This is a genomic window from Pseudomonas guineae, from assembly GCF_900113745.1.
Classification (GTDB): domain Bacteria; phylum Pseudomonadota; class Gammaproteobacteria; order Pseudomonadales; family Pseudomonadaceae; genus Aquipseudomonas; species Aquipseudomonas guineae.
Map to the genome: position 1 here is coordinate 232,565 of NZ_FOQL01000002.1, position 16,791 is coordinate 249,355.

Consider the following 16,791-nt stretch of genomic DNA (forward strand, 5'->3'; position numbering starts at 1 on the left):
TTGAGCGAGAGATTGCAGATACATGAGTGAACAGGTCGAGATCTACACCGACGGCGCCTGCAAAGGTAACCCTGGCGTGGGTGGCTGGGGCGCGCTGATGATTTTCAAAGGCGTGGAAAAAGAGCTGTGGGGCGGCGAGGCTGATACCACCAACAACCGCATGGAAATGACTGCGGCCATCCGTGCTCTGGCCGAGTTGAAACGCTCGTGTGACGTGCGCCTGGTGACCGATTCGCAGTATGTGATGCAGGGTATTCAGGACTGGATGCCGAACTGGAAGAAGCGTGGCTGGAAAACCGCCGCCAAGCAGCCGGTGAAGAATGCCGACCTCTGGCAGCAACTGGATGAGCAGGTTAATCGGCATACCGTCACTTGGCAGTGGGTGCGTGGCCATACCGGCCACCCCGGTAACGAGCGCGCCGATCAGTTGGCCAACCGCGGTGTTGATGAAGTGCGAGGGTTGAAGCATGCGTAGTGTGATTTTGGACACTGAAACCACCGGTATGCCGGTGGCTGACGGCCATCGGATTATCGAAATCGGTTGTGTTGAGCTGATCGGCCGTCGCCTGACGGGCCGGCACTTTCACGTCTACCTGCAGCCGGATCGTGAGAGCGACGAGGGCGCCATCGCCGTTCACGGCATTACCGATGAGTTCCTCAAGGATAAGCCGCGTTTCAAAGAAGTCGCCGATGAGTTCTTCGAGTTCATCAAGGGTGCGCAGCTGATCATCCACAACGCCGCGTTTGACATCGGCTTTATTGCCAACGAATTCAATTTGCTGGGGCAGAGTGAGCGCGCCGAGGTCAGCGATTACTGCTCGATTCTCGATACCCTGATGATGGCCCGCGAGCGCCATCCGGGGCAGCGCAACAACCTTGATGCGCTCTGCAAGCGTTACGGTGTCGATAACTCTGGCCGCGATCTCCACGGCGCTTTGCTCGACGCCGAGATTCTGGCTGACGTTTACCTCACCATGACTGGCGGGCAGACCAATCTGTCCCTGGCTGGTGACGGTTCTGAAGGTGACGGCAATGGTCGTCAGCAACCCACCGCCATTCGCCGCCTGCCTGCCGAGCGCGCTCGCACGCGGGTGGTTCAGGCCACTGAGGCTGAGCTTGCCGAGCATAGGGTGCGCCTGGCGATTATCGAGAAGTCTGCCGGCGCCTTGCCGCTGTGGCTGCAAATGGAGCAACCACAAACCGAGGCCTGAGCGCGAGGGTGGTTGTCGGTCGAGTGAGTTAGAGCGACAGCCGCTTCTAGCGAGTTATTAACTCGCGACCTTTTCGTACAGTGTCACGTAGAGGGGGTTACGCCAGTCAGTGCGAGCCTCTAACCTGAAGCGATCGGCAGGCCCGCACCTGCCATTCTTCAGGGACGCCACAATGTATAAAGACCTAAAGTTTCCTGTCCTGATCGTGCACCGTGACATCAAGGCCGATACCGTGGCCGGTGATCGGGTGCGCGCCATTGCCCAAGAGTTGGAACAGGACGGCTTCAGTATTTTGTCCACTGCCAGCTCTGCCGAGGGGCGCATTGTTGCCTCCACCCACCACGGCCTGGCCTGCATTCTGGTGGCTGCCGAAGGGGCGGGGGAGAACAACAACCTGTTGCAGGACATGCTTGAGCTGATCCGCATCGCCCGCCGCCGTGCGCCGCAACTGCCGATCTTTGCGATTGGTGAGCAAGTCACCATCGAAAACGCCCCAGCCGAGGCGATGATTGACCTCAATCAGTTGCGCGGCATTCTTTATTTGTTTGAAGACACCGTGCCATTTCTTGCGCGCCAGGTGGCTCGCGCGGCGCGTAACTATTTGGATGGTCTGCTGCCGCCGTTTTTCAAGGCGCTGGTACAGCACACCGCACAATCCAACTATTCCTGGCACACGCCCGGCCATGGTGGCGGCGTGGCGTATCGCAAGAGCCCGGTGGGCCAGGCCTTTCATCAGTTTTTTGGTGAAAACACCCTGCGTTCCGATTTGTCTGTCTCGGTGCCAGAGTTGGGTTCGCTGCTTGACCACACCGGCCCGCTGGCCGAGGCCGAAGCCCGCGCGGCGCGAAATTTCGGCGCCGACCACACTTATTTCGTGATCAACGGAACCTCGACGGCGAACAAGATCGTCTGGCACAGCATGGTCGGCCGTGATGATTTGGTACTGGTTGACCGAAATTGCCACAAGTCGATTTTGCACTCGATCATCATGACTGGCGCGATCCCGCTGTACCTGTGCCCGGAGCGCAATGAGCTGGGCATTATCGGACCGATTCCGCTGAGCGAATTTAGCCGTGAGTCGATTCAGGCGAAGATTGATGCCAGTCCGCTGGCACGCGGCCGTGTGCCGAGCAGCAGTGGGGCGATGGTCAAACTGGTGGTGGTGACCAACTCAACCTATGACGGCCTCTGTTACAACGCCGAACTGATCAAGCAAACCCTGGGCAATAGCGTCGAGGTGCTGCACTTCGACGAGGCCTGGTACGCCTATGCGGCGTTTCATGAGTTTTATGCCGGGCGCTACGGTATGGGCACGGCGCGAACCGAAGCCGCGCCGCTGGTGTTTACCACCCACTCGACGCACAAGCTGCTGGCGGCATTCAGCCAGGCCTCGATGATTCATGTGCAGGATGGCGGTGTTCGCCAGCTGGATCGGGACCGATTCAACGAAGCCTTTATGATGCACATTTCAACCTCGCCGCAGTACGGCATTATCGCCTCGCTCGATGTAGCCTCGGCGATGATGGAAGGGCCGGCAGGGCGCTCATTGATTCAGGAAACCTTCGATGAAGCCCTGAGTTTCCGCCGTGCGCTGGCCAACTTGCGACAGAACCTCAGCGCTGATGACTGGTGGTTCAGCATCTGGCAGCCGGCCAAGGCCGAAGGCGCCGATGATGTGGTGACCGCGGACTGGCTACTGCAGCCGCAAGCCGATTGGCATGGCTTTGGTGACGTCGCTGAAGATTACGTGCTGCTTGATCCGATCAAAGTCACCCTGGTCACGCCCGGGTTGACGGCCGATGGCACGCTGGACGGGCGAGGTATTCCGGCGGCGGTGGTCAGTAAATTCCTGTGGGAACGTGGCCTGGTGGTGGAGAAAACCGGCCTGTATTCCTTCCTTGTGCTGTTCTCCATGGGGATTACCAAGGGTAAGTGGAGCACGCTGCTGACCGAGCTGCTGGAGTTCAAGCGCAGCTATGACGCCAACCTGCCGTTGAGCGATGTGCTGCCGTCGATTGCTCAAGCGGGCAAAGCGTTTTATCAGGGCATGGGCTTGCGCGATCTGTGCGATGCCTTGCATGCCTGCTACCGCGAAAACGCCACGGCTAAAGCGCTCAAGCGTATGTACACGGTGCTGCCGGAAGTCGCGATTAAACCTGCCGATGCCTACAACCAGCTTGTACGCGGCGAGGTTGAGGCCGTGCCGATCGAGCAACTGGAAGGGCGGATTGCGGCGGTGATGCTGGTGCCCTATCCGCCGGGCATTCCGCTGATCATGCCGGGGGAGCGCTTTACCGCGCAGACGCGCTCGATCATTGATTATCTGGCCTTTGCCCGCACCTTCGATCGCAGCTTCCCAGGCTTTGATGCCGATGTGCATGGCCTGCAGCGTGACGATGGGGTCTACACAGTCGACTGCATCAAGGGCTGATGATCGCCTGGCCCGCCGCCCGTTCGGCCGGCCAGTCCCTTGTAGGCATGCCGCCTTGTGCTTACCTCTGTAGATCAAGCGCTTATCGGCGATAAGTAAAAATTGAGCTTAACGTTAATGTCGTGTTGTGCGTCACAGTGGCCAGCATCGACATTTGTCGGTTGGTTGTTATAGTTGCTCGATTTTTTAGCATAAGAAAATTTCATTGTGCGCTTGCGCCCCCAGCTGAAGGATGACTGCCGTGTCCGACTACAAAGCCTTTAATGTCGTGTTGGCAGATAAGGTCGCCCATGTGGTGATCAATCGCCCAGAGAAAGTGAATGCGATGAACGCGGACTTCTGGCGCGAAATCATCGATATTTTCCGCTGGATCGACGACACCGATGAGGTGCGCGCTGTGGTGATCTCGGGCGCGGGCAAGCATTTCTCTTCAGGCATCGACCTGATGATGCTGGCTTCAGTCGGTAGCCAGTTGGGTCCTGATGTCGGGCGCAACGCAGAAAAGCTGCGGCGCAAGATTCTCGAGCTGCAAGCCTCGTTCAACGCCGTCGACAATTGCCGTAAGCCCGTGCTTGCTGCCATTCAAGGCTATTGCCTGGGTGGCGCGATTGACCTGATCTCTGCTTGTGATATGCGTTATTCGACGGTTGATGCGCAATTTTCGATCAAGGAAATCGATATCGGCATGGCCGCGGACGTCGGTACCTTGCAGCGCCTGCCACGCATTATTGGCGACGGCATGATGCGCGAGCTGGCCTTTACCGGTCGCACCATCGAGGGTGAAGAGGCCCGCAGCATGGGCCTGGTTAACCGCACTTATGCCGATGCCGATGCGTTGCTGGATGGCGTGATGGGCATTGCCCGCGAGATCGCCAGTAAATCGCCTGTGGCCATCCGCGGCACCAAAGAGATGATCCGCTACATGCGCGACCATCGCGTTGATGATGGCTTGGAATACATCGCCACCTGGAACGCTGCCATGCTCCAATCGGCGGATCTGCGCGTGGCCATGACGGCGCACATGAGCAAGCAGAAGCCGGAGTTTGCTGACTGATGCTGGCCTTCCATTTGCTTCTATCACCGACGCGGGAGGCGCAATAGCACATGGTTTCTGGAGCCACGTCGCTTAATCTGGTGCGCGACGAACTGTTCGCCACCATGGAAGAGGCCGAGTCGAGCCTCGAACACTTTATCGCTGACCGCCACAACGGCAGCCTGCTGCAGCAGGCCGTGGAAAACCTGCATCAGGTGCGCGGTACTTTGAACCTGATTGAGCTAACCGGTGCTGAGTTGCTGGCGCAGGAAGTGCTGGATCAGGCCACAGACATCCCGGCGGGTGCTGGTGAAGAGCGCGATGTGCAGCTTTCCGCCCTGAGTAACGCGTTGCACGTCCTGCGTCGTTATCTGGAAAACGTCGAAGCACATCGTCAAGAAATGCCCGAGCTGTTATTGCCGGCGATCAATGACCTGCGTCAAGCCGGTGGTCAGCCTGCCTTACCTGAAAGCTTCTTTTTCAGCGTACGTCTCGACCACGCCCGCCCACGTACTGCGCCGGCCAAGGTTGATGGCGCCGTCCGCGAAAGTGAAGGCCGACGTCTGCGGCACATGTACCAAGTGGGTTTGCTGGGCTTTATCCGTGAGCAGAACCCGCAGGCCAGCCTCAAATTGATGGGCCGCGCGCTGACCCGTGTCGATAGCTTATTTGCCAACGAGCCGCGCGGCCGCCTTTGTTGGGTCGGCGCTGCGGCTGTAGAAGCGCAGGTTGACGGGCAGTTGCTGGCGCGTAAATCGCGTAAACAACTATTCTCGCGAATTGATCGCGAACTTAAACAGATGCTCATTAATGGCCAGTACGAAGCGCCGCGTGGCTTGCTCAAAGAGCTGCTCTATCTGGTAGCGCTGGCCGGCACTCGCGGGCCGCAAGCGACAGCGCTGAGTGAGGTGTTCGGCCTGGCGCCGCTGCCTTTTACCGACCACCTGCTGGAAGAGGAATACCAGCGTCTGGCCGGTCCTGGTCAGGCTGTCATGCGCTCGCTGAGTTCGGCCATCCGTGAAGAACTCAATAGCCTAAAAGACATGCTCGACCTGATCGAGCGCGGCACCCTACAAAGCGATAGCCTCAACAGCCTGCATGCCCTACTTGGCAAGTTGAGCAAGACCCTCGGTATGGTCGGGCTCAGCTCGGCAGGCAACTCATTGAATGCCCAGCTGCACGTTGTTGCCGGCTGGAGCGAGGCCAGCCCACCGCAACCGCAGGCGCTGAACAAGCTGGCGGATGCGGTGTTGTATGTAGAAGGTATGGTTGCCAGCCTTGAGAGTGGTGAACGCCGTGAGGTGCGGGCTAACCCAGCGCAACCTGGCAATGAGGCTGAATCGTTTGCTCAGCATCAGCTCAACGAAGCGCGCATTGTCGTGGTCGATGAGGCGCAGGCGGGTTTAGCGCTGGCCAAGCGGGCGATTACGGCGTACCTCGAGTCAGGTGGCGAGCGCATGCACCTGTCCAACGTACCGTTTAGCCTGCAGGCCGTGCGCGGTGGCTTATGGTTCCTCGATCAAGAGCGCGCCGCCTTGTTAGTCGGTGCGTGCGCCGATTACATCCAGCGGCAGATGTTTGATGCGCCGCAGATGCCTTCCGAGCAAATGCTAGAAACCCTCGCCGATGCCCTGAGCAGCCTTGAGTACTACCTTGAAGCCGGTGCGGTGATGCGTCCGGAAACACAGCCAAGTGTGCTCGACCTCGCTGCTGAAAGCGTGCGGGCGCTGGGCATGCCGTTGGAGGCTTGAAAATGCAGCGCTGGCAAGCCAGTTGTATCGACAGCCAGCAGCCTGGTGGCTGGGCTGTCGTACATTTTAAGCAGCACTTTCTGGGCGACAGCAACGGCGTGTTGTTTCCCCGCGAATGGTTAAAGAAACAGGACTTGCCAGTCGTAGCCGAGCATGGTCTGGGCCATTTTGATGGCGACGCGGTTTACCTATTAGAGCTGGATCAGCCCTTCGAGCTGGCCGGCTGTAACTGGCAAAGCCTGCGTCAATTCATGCTGCAAGGTGATGCTGATACCTTCAAATTGCTCAGCTACGCCACGCAGATAGGCACGTGGGCCAGCCAGCACCGCTTCTGTGGCAGCTGCGGCGGGACAATGCTGCATGTTTCAGGTCAGCGGGCTATGCATTGCCAGCGCTGCGAGTTGCAACACTATCCGCGGCTTTCACCCAGCATGATTGTGCTGGTCACGCGCGGTGATGAGATCCTCCTAGCGCGTTCTCCACGTTTTGTTAGCGGTATCTACAGCACCCTGGCAGGGTTTGTCGAAGCCGGTGAGTCGGTGGAGCAATGCGTGGCCCGTGAAGTACGCGAAGAGGTTGGGGTTGAAATCCACAATGTGCAGTACCTGAGCAGCCAGGGCTGGCCTTTCCCACATTCACTGATGCTGGGTTTTCATGCCGAATACGCTTCGGGCGATATTGTTATGCAGGTCGATGAAATCGAGGATGCGCGGTGGTTCAGCGTGCACGATTTGCCGCCGTTGCCGGCGGCACGTTCGATTGCACGCTACCTGATCGATGTCTATGTCGCGCGTCGTTTAGGCCAGCCCGAACCAGTGCTGCCAGGCTAGACGCACGGTCAAGCCCAGCACCACGAGGATGAACACCGGGCGGATAAACTTCGAGCCGCCTTTGATCGCGGTACGTGCGCCGAGAAATGCACCGACCATCAGCGCCAGCCCCATGCACAGGCCGAGCAGCCAGGCTACTTGCCCGCTGAAGATAAACACGCTGAGTGCGCAAATATTGCTGACAAAGTTCATGCTGCGGGCCACGCCGCTGGCCTTAACCAGGTCAAGTGGGTAGAGCAGCAGGCTGCTGACCGTCCAGAACGCCCCTGTACCCGGTCCGGCCACGCCGTCATAGAAGCCTAAACTCAGGCTTTGTGGCCACTGCCGGCCCTTGGCGATCGGCGCATCGGCGAGTAGCGGCGCGGCTGGCGTTTTGCCAAATAACAAGTACAGACCGCAGGCAAAGACCACCACAGGCAGCATTTGGTTTAGCCATGCAGAAGGGAGCCATTGCGCCATGGCCGCGCCAAGCAGTGCGCCGACGGCCGTACCGATCAAGGCATTGCGCCATTGTTTTGGGTCAAAAAGTTTGCGCCGATAGAAGGTGTAACTGGCCGCGGCCGCGCCAAAGGTTGAGCTGAGTTTGTTGGTGCCTAGCGCCAGGTGCGGCGGCAGGCCGGCAGTGAGCAGCGCAGGAATGGTTAGCAAACCTCCACCGCCGGCAATGGCATCGATAAAACCAGCAATGAATGCGACTAGAACGAGAATGGCCAGCGTTGAAAGGTCTACGCTGAGTTCAAGCGGGAAAACCATGAGAAATTACCGGGAAAAATATTAAGCATTGTCTAGCCATAGGTGACAGGTCGCTGCTGTAAATGGCAGAGCGTCATCTTTTAACATTGCCTAGCTAAGGTTTGTAGGGTGGCCGCTATGATGGCTGGGCATAAAAATACGCCCTGTGTCTAATTGTGCTGCTCGCTTGCTGTTCGCCGGCCTGGCAGCTGCGCATAATGCCCGCAACTTCACATATAAGGAATGCACGGCGATGCAATACGATGGACTGGCATGGGCAACAGCACTGCTGGCGTTACTGGCCGCTTTTGTAGCGGTTCGCATTCTGTTTAATCGGCAGTGGTTCCTCGGTTGGTTACGTGGCACATGCGGCCTGGTATTCCTCGCCTTGGCGGTACTGATTGGCGTGCTGGCCAACGATTTGCGTAGCTATGCACCGATTGCTGAAGGCAAGCCGCTGGCGACACTGAGCTTCAAGGCAGATGGCCCGTTGTATCGGGTCACCCTGCTGGAGGGCAGTCGTGAGCGGACGCTGACTATGGAAGGAGATCTGTGGCAGCTGGATGCGCGCTTTCTGCAATGGAAGGGTTTGGCGGACTTGATCGGCTTGCAGCCGGGTTATCGTCTGGAAAAGCTTTCCGGACGTTTCCTCTCCATCGAACAACAAAGTCTAGCCCTGCATACACGCGTCGAACTGGCGCGCAGCCCTTATGGCATCGATCTGTGGCGTTGGCTGCGGTTGGGTCAACATGATCTGTTTGTTTTAGATCCACAGGCGCGCCGGGTGACTTTTTTGCCGCTTGCCGACGAGGCGGTTTACAGCATAAACCTAACGCCTGCTGGTTTGTTGGCCGAGCCGATGAATCCGGCGGCCAAACAGGCACTGAAGGACTGGCAGTAAGCTCCACACGATAAAACCGCGTTAATGGCTGTTGTCAGAGAGGTTTGTAGGCAAGCCTCTTTGGCGCAGTAACTCACATAATCGCGGTACTGATTTACTTCCTTCGCAGTAGTTTATCGAGCGCAAAGTCAGCCAGCGATTATATGGGTCGTCTGGCTTTTTTGTTCATAACTGAATCGCATGATGACCAGCTGACCAAAGAGTCAAATATTTGTTGACCCTAAAGTCAGAAAACTCTAGATTTGCCTCATGCCAAGCCGTGTGGAAACGCTGTGTTGTCCCCTGCAGTCGTTTAAGCAGAGCCTGATACGAGAACAATAAAGTGCCTGGAGGTCGTCCTTGATCCAGTTTTTACTCAACCGGGAGCTGCGTACTGAGCATGCCCTCGACCCAAATGTCACCGTGCTCAACTACCTGCGTGAGCATGTTGGCAAGTCCGGAACCAAAGAAGGCTGCGCTTCAGGCGATTGCGGTGCTTGCACCGTTGTGGTCGGTGAGCTGGATGGCGAGCGCGTGCGCTATCGCACCCTCAACTCTTGCCTGACCTTTGTTTCCTCGCTGCACGGCAAGCAATTGATCACGGTCGAAGACCTCAAGCACCAAGGCCAGCTGCACAGCGTGCAACAGGCTATGGTCGACTGCCACGGTTCGCAGTGCGGCTTCTGCACCCCCGGTTTCGTCATGTCGCTGTTCGCCCTGCAGAAAAACAGCAGCGGCTTCGACAAGGCCGACACCATGGAAGCCCTGGCCGGCAATCTGTGCCGCTGCACCGGTTACCGCCCGATTATCGATGCCGCCGAACAAGCCTGCTGCCAGAAGCAGCCGGACCAGTTCGATAACGCCGAAGCGCAAACCGTTACCCAGCTGAAAAGCATCGCCCCGCGCGAAACCGCCGAGCTCAACAGTGGCGACAAGCGCTGCCTGCTGCCGCTTACCGTCGCTGACCTGGCCGACCTGTATGCGGCCAACCCGGAAGCACGCCTGCTGGCTGGCGGCACCGACCTAGCCCTTGAAGTCACCCAGTTCCACCGCGAACTGCCGGTGATGATCTACGTTGGCCATATCGAGTCGATGAAGCGCGTTGAAGTCAGCGCCGACAGCATCGAGATCGGCGCCGCCACCGCACTGTCCGATTGCTACGCCGCATTAGCTGAGGATTACCCGGACTTCGGCGAGCTATTGCACCGCTTCGCCTCCCTACAAATCCGTAACCAAGGCACCCTGGGCGGCAATATTGGCAACGCCTCGCCGATTGGCGACGCCCCGCCGCTGCTGATCGCGCTGGGCGCACAGATCGTTCTGCGCAAAGGTAGCGAAAGCCGCACCTTGCCGATCGAAGACTACTTCCTCGACTACAAGGTCACTGCACGCCAGGAAGCCGAATTTATCGAGAAGATCATCGTGCCGCGCCACCAGGGCAATCAGGCGTTCCGCGCCTACAAGGTGTCCAAGCGCCTGGACGATGACATCTCCGCCGTCTGCGCCGCCTTCAACCTGGTGGTCGAAGACGGCGTGGTGCAAAGCGCGCGCATCGCCTTTGGCGGCATGGCGGCCATCCCGAAACGCGCCGCCGCCTGTGAGGCCGCGCTGCAAGGCTCGGCCTGGTATCCAGATGTGGTCGAACGCGCCTGCGCCGCGCTGGCCGAGGATTTCACCCCGCTGAGTGATTTCCGCGCCAGCAAGGAATACCGCCTGCTCATCGCGCAGAACCTGCTGCGTAAATTCTTCCTTGAGATGCAGGCTCCAGAAGTCGCAACACGGGTGACCGCTTATGTCTAACCATCACGTAGCCAAAAGCCAGGCCGAGTTGGCCGAACTGTTCCGCGCCGATATCACCACCGGTGTTGGCCGTAGCGTTAAACACGACAGCGCCGACAAACACGTATCCGGCGAAGCCACCTACGTCGATGACCGTCTGGAGTTCCCTAACCAGCTGCACGTTTATGCCCGCATGAGTGACCGCGCACATGCGCGCATCATCAGCATCGACACCAGCCCGTGCTACGCCATCCCCGGTGTAGCCATTGCGATTACCGCCGAAGACGTGCCGGGCCAACTGGATATCGGCCCGGTGGTGGCCGGTGACCCGCTGCTGGCAGACGGTAAAGTTGAATACGTCGGTCAAGTCGTACTCGCCGTCGGCGCCAATAGCCTGGAAACCGCACGCAAGGCGGCCATGGCCGCGATCATCGAATATGAAGACCTTGAGCCGGTATTGGACGTGGTCGATGCCCTGCGCAAAAAGCACTTCGTACTCGACAGCCATCAGCACAAAATCGGCAACTCCAGCGCCGAACTGGCCACCGCGCCGCGCCGCCTGCAGGGCAGCCTGCATATCGGTGGTCAGGAACACTTCTACCTGGAAACCCAGATTTCCTCGGTGATGCCGACTGAGGATGGCGGCATGATCGTCTACACTTCGACGCAGAACGCCACCGAAGTGCAGAAGTTGGTGGCCGAAGTGCTCGGCGTGCCGATGCACAAGATCGTTATCGACATGCGCCGCATGGGTGGCGGCTTCGGCGGCAAGGAAACCCAGGCCGCAGGCCCGGCGTGCCTGTGCGCAGTGATTGCGCACCTCACCGGCCGGCCAACCAAGATGCGTTTGCCGCGTGTTGAAGACATGCAGATGACGGGCAAGCGTCACCCTTTCTACGTCGAATACGATGTCGGTTTCGACGACAACGGCCTGCTGCATGGCATCGAAATCGAACTGGCCGGCAACTGCGGCTACTCGCCCGACCTGTCTGGCTCGATTGTCGACCGTGCGATGTTCCACTCCGACAACGCCTATTTCCTCGGTAACGCCACCATCAATGGTCACCGCTGCAAGACCAACACCGCCTCGAACACCGCTTACCGCGGCTTCGGCGGCCCGCAAGGGATGGTTGCCATCGAAGAGATCATGGACGCGATCGCCCGCAGCCTGGGCAAAGACCCGTTGGAAGTGCGCAAGACCAACTACTACGGCAAGACCGAGCGCAACGTCACCCACTACCACCAGACCGTCGAGCACAACGTCATCCACGAGATGACCGCCGAACTGGAGGCCAGCAGTGACTATGCCAAACGCCGTGAAGAAATCCGCGCGTTTAACGCCAAAAGCCCGGTATTGAAGAAAGGCCTGGCACTGACTCCGGTTAAATTCGGTATCAGCTTCACCGCCACCTTCCTCAACCAAGCCGGCGCGCTGATCCACATCTACACCGACGGTTCGATTCACCTGAACCACGGTGGCACCGAGATGGGTCAAGGCCTCAACACCAAGGTCGCGCAGATCGTTGCCGAAGTACTGCAGGTGGATATCTCGCGCATCCAGATCACCGCAACCAACACCGACAAGGTGCCGAACACCTCGCCGACGGCAGCAAGCAGCGGTACTGACCTCAACGGTAAGGCCGCGCAGAACGCCGCCGAAACGCTGAAGCAGCGCCTGGTCGACTTCTTGGTGCGCGAATACAAGGTCACTCCAGAAGACGTCGAGTTCCGCAACAGCCAAGTGCGCGTGCGTGATCTGTTCTTGAGTTTCGAAGAAGTGATTCAGAAGGCTTACTTCGGCCAGGTCTCGCTCTCCAGCACCGGTTTCTACCGCACGCCGAAGATCTTCTACGACCGTGACAAAGCTGCCGGTCGTCCGTTCTACTACTTTGCCTATGGCGCCGCCTGTTCCGAGGTGATCGTCGATACCCTGACCGGCGAGTACAAGATGCTGCGCACCGACATCCTGCATGACGTCGGCGCCTCGCTGAACCCGGCCATCGACATCGGTCAGGTCGAAGGCGCCTTCGTTCAGGGCATGGGCTGGCTGACCACCGAAGAACTGGTGTGGAACAACAAAGGCAAGCTGGTCACCAATGGTCCCGCTGGCTACAAAATTCCGGCCATCGCCGACATGCCGCTGGACCTGCGCGTCAAGCTGGTGGAAAACCGCAAGAATCCGGAAGACACCGTGTTCCACTCCAAGGCCGTCGGTGAGCCGCCGTTTATGCTCGGCATCGCCACTTGGTGCGCGATCAAGGACGCCGTGGCCAGCCTCGCTGACTACCGGGTACAGCCGAACATCGACGCCCCTGCTACACCGGAGCGCGTGCTCTGGGGTGTGGAGCAAATGAAGAAACTGCAGCAGAACGCCACGTCGGCCGCCGCTTCAGAGGTTGAACCGGCGTAACGTCAACCACTTTGGTGGATGTGCTGCGCGACATCCACCCTACCTCGCGTAGGGTAGACAACCGCAAAGCGTTGTCCACCAGAGGCGTGAATGAACAACGAAGCAGGTGTACAACAATGACAAAAAACACCGACGCAAAGACCCAACCGACTCCGCCAGCGCCGGTTCCAATCTTGGATCCGTCGCCGAGCAACTGGCGCCTACCGCGCCCCGGACAACTGCCACCTACCTGGAGGCTGAGCAAATGAGCTGGATCAGCGCCCTCGCCGAACTGCAGCAGCAAGGTCAAGCTTGCGTGCTGGTTACCATCATCGAAGAACGCGGCTCAACCCCGCGCAATGCCGGCTCGAAAATGGTGGTCACCGCTGACCGCATTTTCGAGACCATCGGTGGCGGTCATCTGGAATACAAGGCGATGGAGCTGGCCCGCGAAATGCTCGACAACCGCAGCCAGGACACCCGCTTAGAGCGCTTCAGTCTCGGCGCCAGCCTCGGCCAGTGCTGTGGCGGCGCGACCGTGCTGCTGTTCGAACCCATGGGCCAACCGCAGGCGCAGATCGCCGTATTCGGTGCGGGCCATGTCGGCCGAGCCCTGGTGCCGCTGCTGGCAAGCCTGCCGTGCAAGGTGCGCTGGATCGACTCGCGGGAAAACGAGTTTCCCGAGCAGATCCCAGCAAACGTGGACAAAGTGGTTAACGAAGAGGTGGTCGACGAAATCGAGCGCATGCCTGTCGGCAGCTACTTTATCGTCATGACCCACAACCATCAGCTCGACCTGGAGCTGAGCGCGGCAATCCTCAAGCGCAACGACTTCAACTACTACGGCCTGATCGGCTCGCAAACCAAGCGCAGCAAATTTGAACATCGCCTGCGTGATCGCGGTTTCGATCCAGCAGTGGTAGCACGCATGCGCTGCCCCATGGGTCTGTCCGAGGTTAAAGGAAAGTTACCGGTAGAAATCGCCGTGTCCATCGCCGGCGAAGTGATCGCCACCTATAACGCCGCCTTTGGCCAAGAGAACAAAAAGGGTCAGTCAAGCGTTGCCAAGCTGCTACCCGTTAACCGCCGCAGCAACGCATGAGTCTTATGCCTGGTAACGCGCCTAAAAAAATTCAACCGATGCCGTTTACACATTCATCGACTTATCGAGATCAGCATGAGTACCAACGTAAAAGCCTACCGCGCCGCCATCCTGCACAGCCTCGCCGACCCGGCCGTGGTGGGCGTTGAGCAATCCTATGAATACTTCGAAGACGGTCTGCTGGTTATCAAAAATGGCCAGGTGGCCAAAGTCGGCCCTGCCGCCGACCTGCTGCCCACCCTCAAGGGCGTTGAAATCACCGAATACCGCGATGCGCTGATCACCCCCGGTTTTATCGACACCCATATCCACTACCCGCAAACCGGGATGATCGCCTCTTATGGCGAGCAACTGCTGGACTGGCTGAACACCTACACTTTCCCCACCGAACAGCAGTTTGCCGACAAGGCCCATGCGGCTGACGTGGCTGGCATCTTCCTCAAGGAGCTGCTGCGCAACGGCACCACCACCGCCTTGGTATTCGGCAGCGTGCACAAGCAATCGGTAGACGCCTTCTTCGAAGCCGCCGAGGCGCTGAACCTGCGCATGATCGCCGGCAAGGTGCTGATGGACCGCAACGCGCCTGACTACCTGACGGATACACCGGAATCCGGCTACGCGGATAGCAAAGAGCTGATCGAGCGCTGGCACGGCAAGGGCCGTCTACATTACGCGGTGACGCCACGCTTTGCCCCGACCAGCACCCCGGAGCAACTGGAGCTTGCGGGCAAACTGTTTGGTGAATATCCGGGCCTGTATATGCACACCCACCTGTCCGAGAACCTTAAGGAAATCGAATGGGTCAGGGCGCTATTCCCTGAGCGCAAGGGCTACCTGGATGTGTACGACCACTTCAAGCTGATCGGTGCACGCTCGGTGTTCGCTCACAGCGTGCATCTGTGCGACGACGAGTGCCAGCGCTTGGCTGAGACAGGTTCTGCCGTGGCCTTCTGCCCGACCTCGAATCTGTTCCTCGGCAGCGGCTTGTTCGATCTAAATAAACTTGAAGAACACGGCGTGCGCGTCGGCCTGGGTACCGACGTCGGTGCGGGTACCAGCTTCAGTCAGCTGCAGTCGTTGAACGAGGCCTACAAGGTCATGCAACTGCAGGGCAAGAAGCTTGACCCGTTCAAGTCGCTGTACCTGGCCACACTCGGCGGGGCCAACGCGCTGTACCTGGACGACAAGCTCGGCAACTTCATGCCCGGCAAAGACGCCGACTTCGTGGTCCTCGATTACAACGCCACACCTTTGATCAGCTACCGCATGCAGCAAGCCAGGACGCTCGAAGAAAGGTTGTTCGCTCTGATCATGCTCGGTGATGACCGCGCCATCAAGCAAACCTTCGCCGCCGGCCAGTCAGTGCATTGTCGTGATTAAGTCCTAACGTTACGCCAGCTTGTAAAAGCGCCACGCAATAAAAAACCGGAGCCTTGGCTCCGGTTTTTTATTGCGGCGGTAGTGCTTTTTAAACTGGGAACAGTTCACCCAATTTCATAGCCAGCATCATGTCGCCCTCGGCGCGCAGTTTGCCAGACATGAAGGCTTGCATGCCGTCGGTCTCGCCACTGGTGATACCTTTCAGGGTTTCGGTGTCCATGATCAGGGTCACGCTGGCGTTAGGGTTTTCGCCTTGTTCAACGGTGCAGGTACCGTCCTTAACGATCAGGGCGTAGTTCTCACCATCTTCGATGTTGAATTGGAACACCAGGTCCAGGCCTGCAGCGGCACCGGCGTTGAACTTGGAGTGCATGGTATTGACGATGTCTGCAACGCTCATGGTTTATTCCTTTTTTTCAGGTTTTTTCTAGCGCCCTTAATGGGTGCAGTGGGCCGTAGCTCAACGATATGTGATGAGCTCCGGCGCCTTCAACAGCTGTAAATGCACATGGCTGTTGAAGGAAGCCAGGCTCACTTGGCTGCCGCGAAATTTCAGGCAGCTCAGTGAGGTGTTAACAATTTGCCAGTTCAGCTCAAACGCTTGAGCAGGCGGTATCCCGGTAATCAAATGCAGCAGGGCGGTGATGGTGCCGCCGGAGGTGAATACAGCGATATTCTGCTTGCTGCCAGCCTGTTCCAGCAGGCGGTCGAGGCCACCTTGAACCTGTTCGATGAAGCCTTGCCAGCTTTGCAGGTCCGACTTGTCGTGTTCGCCTGAAATCCAGCGGCCAATCAGTTTGGCGAACAGGCGCTGAAATTCGGCACGGTTGTGGGCGCCATTACGCAGGATATGCAGGGCTTCTGGTTCTTCACCCAGTATGTCCGGGAGCAGGGCGCGGATTACCGCGTCGGCATCAAACTCATTGAACGCAGAATCAGTTTCCAGCGGTGGTACCGCAATATCAGCCGCGCGCAACTGCTGCAGAGCGCTGTCGGCCGTATGCTGCTGACGACGCAGACTACCGCTGACGCTGCGATCAAGGCGCATTCCAAGTTGTGCGAGGTGTGCGCCCAAGACTTCGGCCTGACGAATGCCGATGGGCGATAGCACATCGTAGTTGTCGGCACCGAATGAGGCTTGGCCATGTCGAATTAGATAGATGCTGCCCACGTCCGCTGGTTTCCGGTACGGTGAAAGTTTGGCGAGGGTATGAGGAAGCTCAAGGGCTGTCAACGTAAAAACATACGCTTGTTTGAATTGCATCGATGCGCT

14 protein-coding genes are annotated in these 16,791 nt (G+C 58.5%); 11 read left to right on the plus strand and 3 right to left on the minus strand.

What is annotated here, in order from left to right; genetic code table 11:
- The first annotated feature begins 22 nt into the window (after nucleotides 1-22).
- The 6 genes from rnhA to nudC all read left to right on the plus strand — a co-directional run bounded on the left by rnhA (nucleotide 23) and on the right by nudC (nucleotide 7,256).
- Entirely contained in the window at nucleotides 23-475 is a 453-nt protein-coding gene (rnhA, locus tag BMZ32_RS09925) for a ribonuclease HI (protein ID WP_090241811.1), read from the plus strand.
- The gene (gene dnaQ / locus BMZ32_RS09930) at nucleotides 468-1,211 is read left to right on the plus strand and encodes a DNA polymerase III subunit epsilon (RefSeq protein ID WP_090241812.1); all 744 of its coding nucleotides are present in this window, start codon (nucleotides 468-470) and stop codon (nucleotides 1,209-1,211) included. The genes rnhA and dnaQ overlap by 8 nt, the downstream gene beginning before the upstream one ends.
- 172 nt (nucleotides 1,212-1,383) lie before the next feature.
- Nucleotides 1,384-3,642, plus strand: a complete 2,259-nt coding sequence (locus BMZ32_RS09935) for an Orn/Lys/Arg family decarboxylase (protein ID WP_090241813.1) — start codon at nucleotides 1,384-1,386, stop codon at nucleotides 3,640-3,642.
- 241 nt (nucleotides 3,643-3,883) lie between these two features.
- Nucleotides 3,884-4,696: a crotonase/enoyl-CoA hydratase family protein gene (locus tag BMZ32_RS09940; protein WP_090241814.1), complete on the plus strand. Its 813-nt coding sequence runs from the start codon at nucleotides 3,884-3,886 to the stop codon at nucleotides 4,694-4,696.
- A 50-nt stretch (nucleotides 4,697-4,746) separates the two neighbouring features.
- Nucleotides 4,747-6,426, plus strand: coding sequence for a FimL-related protein (locus BMZ32_RS09945; protein ID WP_090241815.1), 1,680 nt, complete (start codon nucleotides 4,747-4,749; stop codon nucleotides 6,424-6,426).
- Nucleotides 6,427-6,428: 2 nt separating this feature from the next.
- On the plus strand, nucleotides 6,429-7,256 hold the full coding sequence (nudC, locus tag BMZ32_RS09950) for an NAD(+) diphosphatase (RefSeq protein ID WP_090241816.1): 828 nt from the start codon (nucleotides 6,429-6,431) through the stop codon (nucleotides 7,254-7,256).
- On the opposite strand, the gene BMZ32_RS09955 is transcribed toward nudC, so the two are convergent.
- Nucleotides 7,224-8,009: a TSUP family transporter gene (locus BMZ32_RS09955; RefSeq protein ID WP_090241817.1), complete on the minus strand. Its 786-nt coding sequence runs from the start codon at nucleotides 8,007-8,009 to the stop codon at nucleotides 7,224-7,226. The two genes, nudC and BMZ32_RS09955, sit on opposite strands and share 33 nt — an antisense overlap.
- A gap of 232 nt (nucleotides 8,010-8,241) precedes the next feature.
- On the opposite strand from BMZ32_RS09955, the gene BMZ32_RS09960 reads away from it, so the two are divergent.
- The 5 genes from BMZ32_RS09960 to guaD all read left to right on the plus strand — a co-directional run bounded on the left by BMZ32_RS09960 (nucleotide 8,242) and on the right by guaD (nucleotide 15,518).
- Nucleotides 8,242-8,889: a hypothetical protein gene (locus BMZ32_RS09960; protein WP_090241818.1), complete on the plus strand. Its 648-nt coding sequence runs from the start codon at nucleotides 8,242-8,244 to the stop codon at nucleotides 8,887-8,889.
- Between the two features lie 339 nt (nucleotides 8,890-9,228).
- Nucleotides 9,229-10,668, plus strand: a complete 1,440-nt coding sequence (xdhA, locus tag BMZ32_RS09965; protein ID WP_090241819.1) for a xanthine dehydrogenase small subunit — start codon at nucleotides 9,229-9,231, stop codon at nucleotides 10,666-10,668.
- Nucleotides 10,661-13,057: a xanthine dehydrogenase molybdopterin binding subunit gene (xdhB, locus tag BMZ32_RS09970; protein ID WP_090241820.1), complete on the plus strand. Its 2,397-nt coding sequence runs from the start codon at nucleotides 10,661-10,663 to the stop codon at nucleotides 13,055-13,057. Before xdhA ends, xdhB begins: the two co-directional genes overlap by 8 nt.
- Nucleotides 13,058-13,301: 244 nt before the next feature.
- Nucleotides 13,302-14,138: a xanthine dehydrogenase accessory protein XdhC gene (gene xdhC / locus BMZ32_RS09975; protein ID WP_090242103.1), complete on the plus strand. Its 837-nt coding sequence runs from the start codon at nucleotides 13,302-13,304 to the stop codon at nucleotides 14,136-14,138.
- A 75-nt stretch (nucleotides 14,139-14,213) separates the two neighbouring features.
- The gene (gene guaD, locus BMZ32_RS09980) at nucleotides 14,214-15,518 is read left to right on the plus strand and encodes a guanine deaminase (RefSeq protein WP_090241821.1); all 1,305 of its coding nucleotides are present in this window, start codon (nucleotides 14,214-14,216) and stop codon (nucleotides 15,516-15,518) included.
- Between the two features lie 88 nt (nucleotides 15,519-15,606).
- Here guaD and BMZ32_RS09985 read toward each other — a convergent pair whose 3' ends face one another.
- Both BMZ32_RS09985 and BMZ32_RS09990 read right to left on the minus strand, forming a co-directional pair.
- Entirely contained in the window at nucleotides 15,607-15,918 is a 312-nt protein-coding gene (locus BMZ32_RS09985) for an SCP2 sterol-binding domain-containing protein (protein WP_090241822.1), read from the minus strand.
- A 60-nt stretch (nucleotides 15,919-15,978) separates the two neighbouring features.
- Nucleotides 15,979-16,689: a histidine phosphatase family protein gene (locus BMZ32_RS09990; RefSeq protein ID WP_090241823.1), complete on the minus strand. Its 711-nt coding sequence runs from the start codon at nucleotides 16,687-16,689 to the stop codon at nucleotides 15,979-15,981.
- Nucleotides 16,690-16,791 lie beyond the last annotated feature (102 nt).